This is a genomic window from Acinetobacter shaoyimingii (genome assembly GCF_011578045.1).
GTDB lineage: Bacteria > Pseudomonadota > Gammaproteobacteria > Pseudomonadales > Moraxellaceae > Acinetobacter > Acinetobacter shaoyimingii.
The window spans coordinates 1,345,189-1,361,577 of sequence record NZ_CP049801.1; the positions used below are offsets into that span (position 1 = coordinate 1,345,189).

Consider the following 16,389-nt stretch of genomic DNA (forward strand, 5'->3'; position numbering starts at 1 on the left):
CAAGTATTAATTAAAATTAATCTCGGTAGTCCCTTCTCCCTTTGGGAGAAGGCTAGGATGAGGGTAAGTTTACAAAATCGGTGATATTACTCAAGCCGCAAACAACGGACTAAATCCCATCTTCCTTAAAAGTTTTCGATACATACTTGAACTTCGATCTGCTGGAAAATGCGCTTCTAAAGACAAATCCAACGGTAAATATTCAGGTTTTTGATTTTCGACAATCAAACGATCTTCTTCAAAAATTTTAAGGTTAAAATCATAAGCATCTTCAACGGGTAAATCCTTATCATAGTTTCGGCAAATGGGTGCAAATAAACGAGTTTGACGTGCAGTCAAGGGAGACGCTGAATTCATGATGACCTGACGACCACCATTTGGAAAATGAATAGTCAAAGTTGCGGTAAAGGGCAGGCTGATTTCAAAATGACGTAACCATTTAAAATCGTCTTGACCTCGTTGATCTAAGCCAATCGGATAACGCCCAACGCTACTGATGTAGTCTGCTTCAAAACCATAGCTTGTTTCCTTGGTTTTATAGTCGGGTACTTCAACATCATCAGGGTCGCCAAAGGTATCAGGATGAACCCATGCAAAATGTGCAACATCAATAAAACCTTCAAGTTGGCGTCCTGCAAAACAGGCGATATCGACTTGAGGACAAACCAATTGTTGAAAGTCAGCATCTTCCCAATGTGGCATAGTTGGGATATTTGGGGTACTTCCTATTTCAGCTTTTAAAGAACACCAAATCAGGCCATAGAGCTCAACGGCAGCATAAGTTTTTAAATGAAAACGATCAGAGATTTTTTGCTCGGGATGTGCAGGGATACGGTTACATTTTCCGCCCTCGCCAAATCGTAAGCCGTGATAACGACAAACCACACCTTGTCCATCATTTTTACCTAAGCTTAAGGGCACACCACGATGTGGACAGACGTCTTTTGCAACAATTAGTTCATCACCCATTTTGTAGATCACCAAAGGCATGTCGAGCAGCATCGTACCGATGGGTTGTTCTGACACATCACGTCCCAAAGCAATTGGATACCAATGTTGCGCCAAAATATGCCAATCATGGGTGGCAAAAGTCATATGGACTGGGAGTTCTGGATCATAGTGAGTTAAATTTGTCATTGTGAAATAAACCAAATCTCTAACGTCTACTTACTATAGATTGCTTAGTGTGTTAAATAAATTTCAATAAATACAAGAAACTGTTCTTAAAAATCGAACACAACATTAAAAATGACTTTATTTTAGAGTCATATAATTATTTATTTCTAGAAGAGTAGTAGGCTGATCAATAAATTGTTTTTAGCATTTGATTGAGGCTAATGAAATATGAGGCAAGAATGATTAAAGCCAAAGAAAAATTACTACAGAACATGATGATTTTTTGATAGGTCTGAGGGCAATTTAAGATTAAAGGCACATGATAAATTTTGTACATCGAGCGCAGAGTCTGTGCAATCAAAATAAAAAATGAGATGAAACTAAAACTGATAATCATCAATTGAATAAGATCATGACCATGAATTTGCCTCAGTAATAGGTAGATCAGTACGCTACTCATGCTAATGAGCAATGTAATGGTACTGGTTGTACCAATCATTTTTAAATAGGTTTCATGCCAAGCTTGGTTATTGAGTTTAAGATTTTCTTTCATTGGGTTTCTTATATTGAGTTTCATGTGATTTGACCGATCACAGCCATAATAAATCAATTGAACCTCTAGATCTAAATGACGCCGACAGCATTTGTCGTACTGAGTGCCACAGTTAAAAACTCACAACGATTACATATTTTGTCACAAACAATTTAAAGGTTTTATTTATATTCGAATCATGAAAATAAATATGAATGATTGAAAATCATAATGAAATTTAAAAGTATTAAACTGAAAAACACATATCATCAAACCGTCATATCTCTGTAACTTGGCTGTCATATTATCAAATCAAAATGCAAATAACGGAAAAAGTACAACACTGAACAATAAAGTTAAGTACTCCATTTTGCATTACTTGAGAGAGATCAAACATGCGTATTAATCATTTAACTCTTGCATTGTTATTGTCTGGGGCAGCCATTACCACAACAGCTCAAGCTGCTCGTGATACGATTCAAATTGCGGGTTCTTCTACGGTTTTACCTTATGCCAGTATTGTGGCTGAGGAATTTGGAAATACCTTTACTCAGTTTAAAACGCCAGTGGTTGGGTCAGGTGGAACTTCAGGTGGTTTAAAACAGTTTTGTGCAGGATTGGGTGATAACACCATTGATATTGCTAATGCTTCTCGAAAAATAAAAGATACAGAGTTAGCTGCGTGTAAAAAAGCAGGTGTGAATCAAATCGTAGAAGTGAAAATTGGTTATGACGGTATTGTATTTGCATCCAATTTAAAAAAGGCTGCATTTAAATTACGCCCACAGCATGTCTATGCGGCTCTTGCGGCACAGTTACCTTCAAATGGCAAAATGGTGGCAAATCCATATACGCATTGGAATCAAATTGACAAATCATTGCCCAATGAGCCAATTACTTTAGTGATCCCAGCATCGAATCATGGTACTCGTGAAGTGTTCCAAGAAAAAATGGTTGATGCAGGTTGTGAGTCTTATGAAGCGATTAAAAAGCTCGACAAAGATGCACAAAAGAAAGCCTGTACCACTTTCCGTAAAGATGGTCGTGTGGTTGAAATTTCAGGTGACTATACAGAAACACTGGCACGTTTAAAAACTTCGCCAAATGCTGTTGGCGTGTTCGGATTAGGTTTTTATGACCAAAACCGAGATAAATTACGTGTTGCAACAGTGAATAATGTAATCCCATCAGAACAAACCATTTTAAATGGATCTTATCCTGTTTCACGTCCATTGTATTTCTATGTCAAAGGTGAGCATCTGAAAGCTATTAAAGGGTTGCCACAATTCGCGGAATACTTTTTAAATAAGAAAGTGTCAGGAAAAGGCTCTAAGTTAGAAAAAGCAGGACTTATTTCACTATCGGATAAAGAGCGTGCACAAGTAGTAGCAAATATTAAAGCTGGTAAAGCCGTTAAGCTTTAATTGAACATGCAACACATGATTACGACTGGGTTGATGATGAATCGAATACGTACATCATCAACCTTCAAAATAAAACATGGAATATCACTTAACAGGATCGTGGAGAATACATGAATTTGCTCCTCATCGGTGTGTTACTGGCCATTGTTGCTATTGCATATCAAATTGGCTTACGCAAAAGTCGGGCATTAGCTGGACAAGGTAACAATTCGGCAATGCTGCATTCACGCCCAGGTTACTACGGTGCTTTAGTGGCTTTATGGTGTGGTATTCCTGCGTTCTTGGTTTTATTGGTTTGGAATATTGTTGAGCCTAATCTGATGAAGCAAATTGTGATCAATCAGGTTCCGACACAGATCGCATCAACACTAGATCCTGCAAGTTTAAGTGTTCTAATTGATCGGGTTCAAGCCATCGCTTCTGGATTTGGCGTCAGTGATCAAGCATTGCCTTATGAAATTAAAGCTGCAGAACAGTTAGCAAAATTTCAAAGCATTGCTAATTATGCAAAATTATTGGTGGTGCTTTGTATAGCCTTAATTGGTCTGGTGATTGCCAAAAAACGTGTTTTGGTGCAATACCGTGCGCGTAATCAAGTTGAAAAAATTCTCAATATTGGATTGGCACTGTGTTCTGGTGTGGCGATTCTCACCACCATTGGCATTGTAATGTCGATGTTTAGCGAAGCCATGCGCTTTTTTCAATTTGTAAGTCCCATGAGTTTCTTCTTTGGAACCGAGTGGAACCCTGGATTTAGTACATCGGGTAGTGCCGAAGGCAGTTATGGTCTGTTGCCCCTGCTTTGGGGAACACTTATGGTCAGTGGCATCGCATTATTTGTTGCTGTACCAGTAGGGCTGATGATCGCCATTTATTTAGCCGAGTATGCATCTCCAAATTTTCGCTCATGGGCAAAACCAGCAATTGAAGTTTTAGCAGGTATTCCGACCATTGTTTATGGTGTATTTGCATTAATGGTGATTGGCCCATTTTTAAAAAGCTTAGGTGCCATGATCGGCATTGATATTAATGCCACCAGTGCACTTACAGCAGGTCTGGTCATGGGCATTATGATAATTCCTTTTGTTTCTTCATTGTCAGATGACATTATTACTCAAGTACCACGTGCTATGCGTGATGGATCATTGGGACTGGGTGCGACCAAATCGGAAACCATACGCCAAGTTGTACTTCCAGCAGCATTGCCGGGGATCATTGGTGCGTTCCTATTGGCAGCTTCTCGTGCCATAGGCGAGACGATGATTGTAGTTTTAGCAGCTGGCAATAGTCCTTTACTACATGCCAATCCTTTAGAGGCAATTTCGACTGTCACCATCACCATTGTCAATCAATTGACAGGTGATACTGACTTTGCAAGCCCACAAGCTTTAGTCGCATTTGCCTTAGGTCTAACGCTGTTTGTGATTACCTTGGGTTTAAACATAGTTGCACTGTATATCGTGCGTAAATATCGCGAGCAATACGACTAATGACAACATCTCATCCATCTTCCATCGATCAGCCATTTGATGCAGCGACAGCAGCAGAATTACGTGAAAAGCGTAATCGTAAAATTGCCAGTTCATTGGCTAAGCGCCATCGTAAAGAAAAAGCATTTAAGTTCTTTGGTTTAGCTGCAGTTATTACGGGCTTATTCTTTGTGGTTCTGCTTTTTGGCAGTATTTTGATCAAAGGTATTCCTGCTTTTTGGCAAAATAGCCTAAGTCTTCCAATTTATTTTGATCCGAATATTATTGAAGTATCTAAACAACCCATACGTAGCAATAATGAGTCACCCGCACAATTTGAAGAGCGAAAAATTGCATGGCAGACTGAAATGGGTATGGTTGACTGGGATGCCATTTTGGTCAATGGCATTGTAGCCAAAGATCCATCACTGGCAGCAAAGCGTGACGAGCTATCGAGTTTATATACCAGTTCAGAAGCCTATCGGATTCGAGATATGGTGATGCAAGATCCATCACTCATTGGTAAAAAACAAGAGATTAAAATTCTTGCAGATGCCAATGTTGATGTGTGGTTGGCAGGGAATATTGATCGATCACTGCCAGATGAGCAGCAGCAACTCAGTCCTGAAATTCGTCAAATTGCGGATGATTTAAAAGCTAAAGGTATTATTGAAAATACATTTAATACTGATATTTTTTCACGACCAGATTCGCGAAGTTCTCCAGCAACGTCAGGATTGGCAGGGGCATTTGTCGGTTCATTGTTTATGATGTTGATCGTGATTTTTATCTCGATTCCAATCGGGGTTGCATCCGCAATCTATTTAGAAGAATTTGCACCGAAAAATGTCATTACAGATATTATAGAAGTCAATATCAATAACCTTGCCGCTGTACCTTCAATTGTATTCGGTTTACTCGGTGCAGCTATTTTTATTGGTTGGATGCATCTGCCACTTTCAGCGCCATTAGTGGGTGGTCTGGTTCTAAGTCTCATGACATTACCCACTGTAATCATCACCACTCGTGCTGCGCTTAAAGCTGTTCCACCATCAATTCGCCAAGCTGCATTGGGCTTAGGGGCGTCTCGTTTGCAAACTGTCTTTCACCATGTATTACCGCTTGCCTTACCAGGTATTTTAACGGGGGCAATTATTGGAGTGGCACAGGCTTTGGGTGAAACAGCGCCGTTATTGCTGATAGGGATGAGTGCATTCGTTGCCAGTGTTCCAGCAACGCCACTTGATCAATCGAGTGCATTACCTGTACAGATTTTCTTATGGCAGGGCAATGAGCTTCGTAATTTCTTCGAAGGTCGTACCGCTGCAGCCATTATCGTATTACTGGCACTGATGGTGGGTTTAAACAGCATTGCAATTTGGTTACGTAAGAAATTTGAAGTTCGATGGTAATCAAGGACAAAATTATGAATACTGTGACTGTAATAAAAACAAATGCCTTAGATCAGGATAAACACGTGAATCCAGAACAAACTCACTTGAATGTGCCAGAAGCTGAACATAAACGCACAGCGCAATCTTTCACTTCACAATTTGATCAAAATCAACATACTGAGAAAAAGGCATCTCATACTAATACCGTAAAAATGAGTGCTTCGGATGTACATGTATTTTATGGTGAATCTGAAGCCATCAAAGGTATTGACCTCAACATTTATGAAAATGAAGTGATTGCTTTTATTGGGCCGTCTGGTTGTGGTAAGTCGACTTTCTTACGGACTTTAAACCGTATGAATGACACCATTGATTCGTGTCGAGTCAAGGGCAAAGTGTTGTTAGATAACCAAGATATTTATGATCCAAATCTTGATGTGGTCTTGCTACGTGCGCAAGTCGGTATGGTCTTTCAAAAACCCAATCCTTTCCCAAAATCAATTTTTGACAATGTTGCCTATGGTCCAAAACTGCATGGTTTAGCACGGGATAAATACGATTTAGAAGAAATTGTTGAAAATAGTTTGCGTAAAGCTGGTCTATGGGATGAAGTGAAAGATCGACTCAGTCAAGCAGGAACGGGTCTGTCTGGTGGTCAACAACAACGTTTATGTATCGCCAGAACCATTGCAGTGAGTCCTGAAGTTATTTTAATGGATGAACCATGTTCAGCATTAGATCCGATTGCGACGGCTAAAGTAGAAGAGCTGATTTCTGAGCTTTCAACTCAATATACCATTGCTATAGTCACGCATTCCATGCAACAAGCTGCACGTGTTTCAGATCGAACTGCATATTTCCATTTGGGTGATTTGATTGAAGTGAATTCAACTGAGAAAGTGTTTACTCAGCCTGATCATCAATTGACTGAAGCTTATATTACAGGGCGTTTTGGTTAATACAAGTTTAGATTTTAGAAAGAGCCTTCGGGCTCTTTTTTTATGGCTTCAATATATACATTTCAAATAAGCATTTCCTACAGTTTATTTGCTCTACAAGCATTATTTTAGAAAAGCTTATCTATAAAAAATGGTTTTAGATTTTGTTTATGAAAATAAACTATAAGGCCAGATAAGAATTAAATCATTCATCGAACATCTCATATTTCAATATTTGGAAGGTCACATTGGATTGGCTCTATATACACGGTGTCTGGCCACAGTTTGTTGCAGCAACTTTGACCACTTTAAAAATTTCTCTCATCAGTATCGTGCTTTCGATTGGCGTGGGGCTGATTGCCAGTATTATTTTGACTTATAAATATCCTGTATTGGATAAACTCACTGCTATTTACATCGAACTTTCACGTAATACGCCTTTACTGATTCAATTGTTTTTTCTGTATTACGGTTTACCGAAATTGGGCATTCGTCTTGATGGCATGACTTGCGGCATCATTGGTCTTACTTTCCTTGGTGGCGGTTATATGGCTGAGGTTTTTCGAGGCGGCTTGCAATCTGTATCTAAAGGTCAAATCGATTCAGCCAAAAGTGTTGGATTAAATGCTTTTCAAGTATTTCGTTTTGTGACTTTGCCGCAAGCGTTGGCCGTGTCTATTCCTGCCATTGGTGCAAATTGCTTATTTTTAATTAAAGAAAGCTCCGTATTAAGTGCCATAGCCATTGTCGAATTACTCTTTGTGACTAAAGATTTAATTGGTATGGATTACAAAACCACTGAAGCCTTATTTCTATTGATTTGTGCTTATTTAATTATTTTATTGCCAGTTTCTGCTTTGACCAGTTACTTCGAGTATCGCAGTCGGAGGGTCAGTCATGGGCATTGAGTTTTTATTTCAACCGAGTCACTTAGAACGACTCATGTTCGGACTTTGGCAAACCATTAAAATTGCCATGATTTCTGTGGTATTTGCAGCAATTTTAGGTGCAATTTTTGGTGTGATCATGACCTCCAAAAATCCGATCATCAAGGTGCTATGCCGAATCTATCTTGAAGCGATTCGGGTTATTCCAATTTTGGTTTTACTGTTTATCTTCTATTTTGGTTTTGCCACATGGTTTAACTGGCAGTTTTCGTCATTTTGGGTCTGTGTTTTCGTCTTTGTCCTATGGGGCACTGCGGAAATGGGAGATTTAGTCCGGGCGGGCATTACTTCAATAGAGCAACATCAGCGAGATTCTGCTTTGGCACTCGGGTTATCCAATACTCAAGTTTTGACCTATGTGGTCTTTCCACAAAGCTTAAAACGTATTACTCCTGGGGTGATCAACTTGTTTACCCGTATGGTGAAAACCAGTTCACTCGCCGTACTGATTGGTGTGGTTGAAGTGCTCAAAGTTGGACAACAGATTATTGAAAATTCACTTTTAATCGTACCGAATGCATCTTTGTGGATCTACGGTTTTATTTTTATTTTGTATTTCATCATTTGTTATCCGCTGTCCTTGGCGTCACGTTATTTAGAAAAAATTTGGGAATAAGCCATGTCATTACTCGAAATTAAAAATTTAAAAAAATCCTTTGGTGATACTCAAATTTTAAAAGGCATTAACCTGAATGTGTCGCAAGGTGAAGTGGTGGTGATTCTTGGACCTTCAGGTTGCGGGAAAAGTACTTTGCTACGTTGTATCAATGGACTGGAACAGATTCAAGCAGGAGAAATCCGACTTGAAGGCGTGGGTGTACTGGGTCGAGATGTTGAGTGGACCAAAGTCCGTCAAGATGTTGGGATGGTGTTTCAAAACTATGAATTATTTGGGCATATGAATGTCATTGACAATATTTTACTGGGTCCTGTGCAGGCGCAAAAACGGCAACGAGCTGAAGCAGAGCAAGTCGCAGATGCGCTATTAAAGCGCGTCGGGTTGTATGACCGAAAATTGGATTACCCACGTAATTTATCGGGTGGGCAAAAACAGCGAATTGCCATAGTCCGTTCGCTGGTGATGCAACCGAAGGTCATTTTGTTAGATGAAATTACCGCTGCGCTAGATCCTGAAATGGTACGTGAAGTTTTGGATGTGGTTTTAGGCTTGGCGCAAGAGGGAATGACCATGCTCATTGTGACGCATGAAATGGGCTTTGCACAAAAAGTGGCAGATCGTATTATTTTCATGGATAAAGGCAACATTATTGAAGAAGCCACACCAGATGTGTTTTTCAAACAACCGAGTACAGAACGTGCCAGAACATTTTTAAATATTTTAACGTATTAAGCGAATAACACCTTAGAAGGATAATAAAATGAATGCTTTAAAATCTCTCATTATTGCAAGTGGTTTAACAGTGTCAGCTTTGGCACTCACTGCTTGTGAAAAATCACAACCGACATCTTCAGATTCAACCTCAAGTATTGAACAGATAAAGAAAAAAGGCGTGATTCGTGTTGCTGTATTTGCGGACAATCCACCGTTTGGATATGTCGACAGCCAAGGCAAACATCAGGGTTTTGATATTGCATTGGCGAAGCATGTGGCGAAAGATTTGTTGGGCGATGAAAATAAAATTGAATATGTTGTCACTGAAGCTGCCAACCGTGTGGAATTTTTAAAGTCCAATAAAGTGGATGTGGTTTTTGCCAGTTTTTCAGTCACACCTGAACGTCAGCAAGTGGTCGACTTTGCTGAACCGTATTTAAAAGCATCCTTAGGAATCACATCGCCAAAAACAGCACCCATTACCAACATTGAGCAACTAGAAAATAAAATTTTAATTGTCAATAAAGGTTCGAGTTCTGACAGTTTCTTTACTAAAAATTATCCAAAAATCAAATTACTCAAATTTGAACAAAATACCGATGCTTTTAATGCGCTCAAAGATGGTCGAGGTAATGCCATTTCTCAAGACAGTACTTATGCGTTGGCATGGGCAGCAGAAAATCCAGATTTTGTAGTCGGTATCCCGCAAATTGGTAATGAAGACTTCATTGCGCCTGCTGTACGTAAAGGCAATATCGAGCTGTTAAATTGGCTGAATACTGAAATTAAACAGCTTAGAGATCAGGGTGAAATTGAGAAAATTTATAACCAAACTTTGAAACCGCTTTATGGTGATAAAGTCGATGCCAAAATTTTCTTAGATGTAAAAGTGAAATAAAAAATCATCAACGAAAAGGAAATAACATGAACGTATTAAACAGTATGAAGGGTGCATTAGTGGTCAGTCTATTCAGTATAGGCTTGATGGCTTGCGGACAAAATGCAGAACATAAAGATGAAGCTAAAGTTAAACAAGAACCAGCAGTTTCAAGCATTGAACAAATCAAGAAAAATGGCGTGGTACGTATAGGCGTATTTAGTGATAAACCGCCGTTTGGTTATGTAGATGCGCAAGGTAAAAATCAGGGCTTCGATGTCGAGATTGCCAAGCATGTCGCGAAAGATTTGTTGGGTGATGAAAACAAAGTTGAATTTGTTTTAACGGAAGCAGCTAACCGCGTGGAATATTTAAAAGCCAATAAAGTGGATATTATTTTTGCCAATTTTACCGTTACACCTGAACGCAAAGAAGTCGTCGATTTTGCTTCGCCGTATTTGAAAGTAGCTTTGGGTGTGGTGTCACCTAAAGATCAACCCATTACAGATGTTGCTCAACTCAAAGACAAAGTGTTATTGGTCAACAAAGGCACCACAGCAGATGCCTATTTTACGAAAAAATATCCTGACATCAAACTGCAAAAATATGAACAAAACACTGAAACTTTTGATGCATTAAAAGATAAGCGTGGTGTGGCATTGGCACATGATAATTTACTGGTCTTGGCATGGGCAAAAGAAAATCCGAATTTTACCGTGGCAATCAAATCATTGGGTGAGCAAGAGTTGATTGCACCTGCAGTGAAAAAAGGCGACACCGCATTGTTAGATTGGTTAAATCAGGATTTGCAAAAGCTCAAGAAAGAAGGTGTGATTCAACAAGCATATGAAAAAACCTTAAAACCTGTTTATGGGGACACGATTGAGCCTAAAGATTTATTGGTCGAATAAAGTATTAAAACCGCATTTTTAAATCAAAGTAAAAAGAACAACGATATGTTGTTCTTTTTTTATTCAGAATCGCCACAAAACTTCAATATGAATATTTTTGAGGCATGAAATACTAGATAAGCATTAAAAAAATCTAGGTATATACGCGTAATGAAACACAAATTTAAAGTTTTAATGTTCTCTTCTGTTTTGGCACTTTACGCTTGTGATCGTAAAAATGATACAAGTGAGCACTCTTCAGCTTCAAAAAATCCCACAATTCAATTTAATGCTGATCATATGATGAAGCATTTAGAACAATTTCAAGATATAGCGCAACAGCATGGGGGTAACCGCGCAGTAGGGACTGAGGGGGGAAAAGCCAGTGCCAATTATATTCTTGAACAAGCACAAAAATCGGGGTTTACCGTTAAAACCTATGCATTTCAAAATCGTGAAAAAACGGTGGGGCAAAACATTATTGTCGAAATTCCAGGTCAGTCTGAAGACAAGATTGTATTGATGGGTGCGCACTATGATTCTGTTAAAAGTGGTCCAGGGATAAACGATAATGCATCTGGTGTTGCAGTGTTAATTGAGCTGATGAATCAGATTCATCAAAATAAAATTCAGCCTAAGCATACCTTACACCTTGCATTTTGGGATTCAGAAGAAGTTGGAATTGCAGGTTCTCAAGACTATGTTAAAAACTTAAAGTCTGAACAATTGAAAAAAATTAAAGCTTATATCAACCTCGATATGGTCGGAACAAAAAATCCAGACATCCTGATTGCTGATGGTGATCATTCTTCAGTCGATGAGATGGAGAAAATGCTGAAAGAGCGTGGAATGAAAGAAGCGGATTATAAAACTTTAACAGATGGATTACGTGGGTTGCCAACACATGCGGGAGATTTGGCTTTAGAAAATCACTTAAAAGATTTTTTTAAACAGAAAAATCTCAAGATTAAAGAAGATCTCTCAATCTTAACGGCCAGTGATACAGCCCCTTTCTTGGGTAAAGTTCCTGTAAGTTCAATCATTTTATTTAAAGAAGAAATGAAAGGAAATGAACTCTATTTTGCACCGTGTTATCACCAAGCATGTGACACGATTGATTTAGTTGATCCGAAATCTCTAAAGCTTGCAGGTGAAGCATTAAATGATTTACTTGGACATATAGAATAATCATGCAGAATTAACAATGAGAATGTTGGCTTTCATGTGTTGTAAAGACTGCTGAAAGTCCAACAAACACTCATGCGACTATGATTTAGCCAATTAAACAATTTTTAATAAAATAATCTAGAACAAGATAAAGAGTGAAAAGTGATGTATTGAATGAGATAGGAATTATTTAGATACAAGCTCAGTAAGGCATACATAGACACCACATTCAATTTTTTTATCTGAAAATAAAAGCTTTCTTCAGTTTTCAGTGATTATTTCCTTACATTATCCTGCATTGGTATCTAGCTGATTTGGTCAATAAGAAGTAGAATATGCGCTCTCTTCAAGTCACATTGTGGCATGGTTCGAAAGACCAGCCCGTGGAGCCAAAATCAGCATGTTTATCGTGGCCGGTGCACCAGCACACTCTTCTTTTAAGCAAACTCAACTACTCTCACGTCTATCGTCAATTAGTTCTGTTCAGTCAATAGAAAGTCAATGGGTCTATTTGTTTGACCAAGCCCTCAACGAACAACAACAGCAATCTGCTTTACAGCTACTCAATGATGGTGAATCTTTTGAAATTCGCCAAGCTACAAGTGATGAAGTTCAGATTTTAGTCACACCACGTTTAGGTACGATTTCTCCGTGGTCATCTAAAGCGACTGACATTTTTGCGAACTGTAATACTCCGATACACCGCCTTGAACGCGGTGTTTTGTTTACTTTAAAAGGTATCTCAGAAGTATCAAATGAAGTAAAACAAGTCTTACATGACCGTATGACTGAAAGTGTGTTCAATCGAATTGAAGATGCTTCAGCACTGTTCTTGGAAACTGAACCAAAACCTTTAAATAGCATCGATATTTTAGGTGAAGGTAAAGAAGCGCTGGTTCAAGCAAACTCAGAATTTGGTTTTGCATTGTCAGATGAAGAAATTGATTATTTAACTGATGCATTTACCAAGATGGGTCGTAACCCGCATGACATTGAACTCATGATGTTTGCACAAGCAAACTCTGAGCATTGCCGTCATAAAATCTTTGGTTCTGAATGGACAATCGATGGGGAAGTTCAACCATTGTCATTGTTCCAAATGATTAAGAATACTTATAAAGAATCTCCAACAGATGTTTTGTCGGCATATAAAGACAATGCGTCAGTGATTGTGGGTTTTGACACGCACCGTTTCTATCCAACTCAAGAAGAAAATGGTCAGCACGTTTATAAATATAAGAGCCAAGCTGCCCATATCTTAATGAAAGTTGAAACGCATAACCATCCAACTGCGATTGCGCCATTTGCGGGTGCTGCGACAGGTTCGGGCGGTGAAATCCGTGATGAAGGTGCAACAGGTCGTGGTGGTAAACCAAAAGCAGGTTTAACGGGTTTTACAGTTTCAAACTTGAATATTCCAGGTTTTGAACAACCTTGGGAAGAACACTACGGTAAACCATCTCGTATGGCATCTCCACTTCAGATTATGATTGAAGGGCCTTTGGGTGGTGCAGCGTTTAACAACGAATTTGGTCGTCCTGCGCTCAATGGTTATTTCCGTACTTTTGAACAAAACGTCAATGGTGAAGTGAAAGGCTTCCATAAGCCAATCATGATTGCGGGTGGTTACGGTAATATCCGTCCTGACCATGTTGAAAAAGATGCCATTCAACCAGGCGATTTACTCATCGTGTTGGGTGGACCTGCAATGCTCATCGGTTTAGGTGGTGGTGCAGCATCTTCAGTCGACAGCGGTAAATTGGGTGAAAATCTTGACTTTGCTTCTGTACAACGTGAAAACCCAGAAATGGAACGTCGTTGCCAAGAAGTGATCGATACTTGTTGGCGCTTTGAAGACAATAACCCAATCGTGTCTGTGCATGATGTGGGTGCGGGCGGCGTATCGAATGCAATGCCTGAATTGGTGAATGACCATGAACTTGGTGCAGTGTTGAATCTTCGTAAGATTCCATCGCTTGAGCCAGGGATGTCGCCAATGGAAATCTGGTCAAACGAAGCGCAAGAACGTTATGTGTTAGCGATTCGTCCAGAGTCATTGCCATTATTCGAATCGATCTGTGCGCGTGAACGTTGTCCGTTTGCTGTATTGGGTGAAGCAACTGAAGCTCGTCATTTAACAGTTGAAGATCCGTTATTTGAAAACAAAGCTGTCGATATGCCAATGCAAGTCATGTTGGGTGGTACGCCACGCATGAGTCGTTCTTATGAAACGATTGAACGTAAAGGCGATGATTTCGAAGCTTCAAAAGTCACTGACCTAAAAGATGCAATTTATCGTGTACTTAAAAATCCAACTGTTGCATCTAAATCATTCCTGATCACTATTGGTGACCGTTCAATTACAGGTATGGTTGCACGTGATCAGTTTGTAGGCCCTTGGCAAGTTCCAGTTGCTGATGCTGCGGTAACAACAACAAGCTTAGTCGGTTACACAGGTGAAGCAATGGCAATGGGTGAACGTCCACCTGTGGCTTTGCTTAATCCTGCAGCTTCCGCGCGCTTGGCAGTAGCGGAATCGATTTCGAATATTATGTCTGCAAAAATCGAGCAAATTAGCGACATTAAATTGTCTGCAAACTGGATGGCAGCAGCAGGTCAAAAAGGTGAAGACCAAGCCTTATTCGAAGGTGTAAAAGCCATTGGTATGGAAATGTGTCCTGCTTTGGGTATCGCAATTCCGGTAGGTAAAGATTCTTTATCTATGCGTACCACTTGGAATGAAGACGGTGTTGATAAATCTGTCACTTCGCCAATGACAGGGGTGATTACCGCATTTGCACCAGTCACAGATGTTCGCAAAACTTTAACCCCCGAACTTAAAAATATTGAATCTGTACTTGTACGTATCGATTTGTCTAAAGGTCAATTCCGTCTTGGCGGTTCGATTTTAGCGCAAGTCTATAAAGCAATTGGTTCGGTAACACCAGATGTCGACAGTTTTGATGATTTCAAAGCATTCTTTGCATTGGTTCAAGATTGGAATAGTCGTGGCTTAATCAAAGCCTACCATGATATTGGTGATGGTGGTTTAATCGCAACTGTTGCAGAAATGATGTTTGCTTCACGCTTAGGTGTAGCTTTAGAAGATCAATCGGTTGAATCGTTATTTGCAGAAGAAATTGGTGCAGTTCTTCAAATTTCTAAAGCGGATTGGGCAACTCTTGAATCTGAAGTTGCAACATCTAGCTTAAAAGATGCGATTACAGTTGTAGGTACTGTAAATACGACAGATACTTTAACGATAAACGGTTTAAGTCTTGATCGTAGCGATTTACAAGTTGCGTGGACTGAGGTGTCTCATCAAATTCAGCGTTTACGTGACAATGTTGAAACTGCAGACCAAGAATTTGCTTTAATCACAGATAAATCTCATAAAGGTTTAATTGCCAAACCGACCTTTGACCTTAATGAAGAAATTGAAGCGCCGTACATCAATGAACGCCGTCCAAGCATGGTGATTCTGCGTGAACAAGGTGTGAACGGTCATGTAGAAATGGCTGCGGCATTTGATAAAGTTGGCTTTAATACCGTTGACGTTCACATGAGTGATTTGCTTGCAGGTCGTATTAGTCTTGATGACTTCGAAGGCTTGGTGGCATGTGGTGGTTTCTCTTACGGTGACGTGCTTGGCGCTGGCGGTGGCTGGGCAAAATCAGTTCTGTTCAATCCAAAGCTTCGTGACCAATTTGAGAAATTCTTCAACCGTCAAGATACCTTCTCTTTAGGTATTTGTAATGGTTGTCAAATGTTGTCACAACTTGCGCCTTTAATTCCAGGTGCTGAACATTGGCCACGTTTCCATCGTAATACCTCTGAAATGTTTGAAGCGCGTGCGGTCAATGTTCGTGTTGAAAAATCAAATTCAGTTTTGCTTGAAGGTATGGATGGTTCGATTCTACCGATTGCAGTAGCACATGGTGAAGGTCGTGTGGTTGCACCTGAATCAAGTATTGCAGCATTGAATGCGGGCAATCAAGTGATTCTACGTTATGTGGATAGTCAAGGTAATGCAACTCAGCATTATCCATTGAACCCGAATGGTTCTCCTGAAGCCATTTCAGGTGTGACATCTGTTGACGGTCGTGCAACGATTATGATGCCGCATCCTGAACGTAACTTCCGTGCGATTCAGCATTCTTGGAAACCTGAAGATTGGGATCAAGATGGTGCATGGTTACGTATGTTCCGTAATGCACGTAAGTTTATTGGTTAAACTTTAACGTTAAATATACAAAACCGAGTGAGACATCACTCGGTTTTTTTATCTTTACACAAAATAAA

At 39.6% G+C, this 16,389-nt stretch carries 13 protein-coding genes; 11 read left to right on the forward strand and 2 right to left on the reverse strand.

Features of this window, described 5'->3' with window-relative positions; translation table 11 throughout:
• Positions 1-90: 90 nt before the first annotated feature.
• A complete protein-coding gene (locus G8E00_RS05985) occupies positions 91-1,137 on the reverse strand; it encodes a Rieske 2Fe-2S domain-containing protein (protein ID WP_166222660.1) in 1,047 nt (348 codons plus the stop codon).
• Positions 1,138-1,303: 166 nt separating this feature from the next.
• Positions 1,304-1,669, reverse strand: a complete 366-nt coding sequence (locus G8E00_RS05990; protein WP_166222663.1) for a hypothetical protein — start codon at positions 1,667-1,669, stop codon at positions 1,304-1,306.
• 374 nt (positions 1,670-2,043) lie between these two features.
• Here G8E00_RS05990 and G8E00_RS05995 point away from each other — a divergent pair, with 374 nt between their 5' ends.
• The 11 genes from G8E00_RS05995 (at position 2,044) to purL (ending at position 16,321) form a co-directional block, all read left to right on the forward strand.
• Positions 2,044-3,072 (forward strand): substrate-binding domain-containing protein, encoded by a 1,029-nt coding sequence (locus tag G8E00_RS05995; protein ID WP_166011496.1) that lies wholly within the window; start codon positions 2,044-2,046, stop codon positions 3,070-3,072.
• 110 nt (positions 3,073-3,182) lie between these two features.
• Positions 3,183-4,562, forward strand: a complete 1,380-nt coding sequence (gene pstC / locus G8E00_RS06000; protein WP_166222665.1) for a phosphate ABC transporter permease subunit PstC — start codon at positions 3,183-3,185, stop codon at positions 4,560-4,562.
• Entirely contained in the window at positions 4,562-5,953 is a 1,392-nt protein-coding gene (pstA, locus tag G8E00_RS06005; protein WP_166222667.1) for a phosphate ABC transporter permease PstA, read from the forward strand. Before pstC ends, pstA begins: the two co-directional genes overlap by 1 nt.
• 14 nt (positions 5,954-5,967) lie before the next feature.
• A complete protein-coding gene (gene pstB, locus G8E00_RS06010; RefSeq protein ID WP_166222669.1) occupies positions 5,968-6,894 on the forward strand; it encodes a phosphate ABC transporter ATP-binding protein PstB in 927 nt (308 codons plus the stop codon).
• A 227-nt stretch (positions 6,895-7,121) separates the two neighbouring features.
• Positions 7,122-7,781: an amino acid ABC transporter permease gene (locus G8E00_RS06015; protein WP_166222671.1), complete on the forward strand. Its 660-nt coding sequence runs from the start codon at positions 7,122-7,124 to the stop codon at positions 7,779-7,781.
• The gene (locus G8E00_RS06020; RefSeq protein ID WP_166222673.1) at positions 7,771-8,436 is read left to right on the forward strand and encodes an amino acid ABC transporter permease; all 666 of its coding nucleotides are present in this window, start codon (positions 7,771-7,773) and stop codon (positions 8,434-8,436) included. The genes G8E00_RS06015 and G8E00_RS06020 overlap by 11 nt, the downstream gene beginning before the upstream one ends.
• A gap of 3 nt (positions 8,437-8,439) precedes the next feature.
• Positions 8,440-9,171, forward strand: a complete 732-nt coding sequence (locus G8E00_RS06025) for an amino acid ABC transporter ATP-binding protein (protein WP_166222675.1) — start codon at positions 8,440-8,442, stop codon at positions 9,169-9,171.
• A gap of 28 nt (positions 9,172-9,199) precedes the next feature.
• Positions 9,200-10,051, forward strand: a complete 852-nt coding sequence (locus tag G8E00_RS06030) for a transporter substrate-binding domain-containing protein (RefSeq protein WP_166222677.1) — start codon at positions 9,200-9,202, stop codon at positions 10,049-10,051.
• Positions 10,052-10,077: 26 nt separating this feature from the next.
• A complete protein-coding gene (locus tag G8E00_RS06035; protein ID WP_166222679.1) occupies positions 10,078-10,941 on the forward strand; it encodes a cysteine ABC transporter substrate-binding protein in 864 nt (287 codons plus the stop codon).
• Positions 10,942-11,220: 279 nt separating this feature from the next.
• Positions 11,221-12,108: a M20/M25/M40 family metallo-hydrolase gene (locus tag G8E00_RS06040; protein ID WP_406741463.1), complete on the forward strand. Its 888-nt coding sequence runs from the start codon at positions 11,221-11,223 to the stop codon at positions 12,106-12,108.
• Between the two features lie 379 nt (positions 12,109-12,487).
• Positions 12,488-16,321: a phosphoribosylformylglycinamidine synthase gene (purL, locus tag G8E00_RS06045; RefSeq protein WP_166222683.1), complete on the forward strand. Its 3,834-nt coding sequence runs from the start codon at positions 12,488-12,490 to the stop codon at positions 16,319-16,321.
• Positions 16,322-16,389 lie beyond the last annotated feature (68 nt).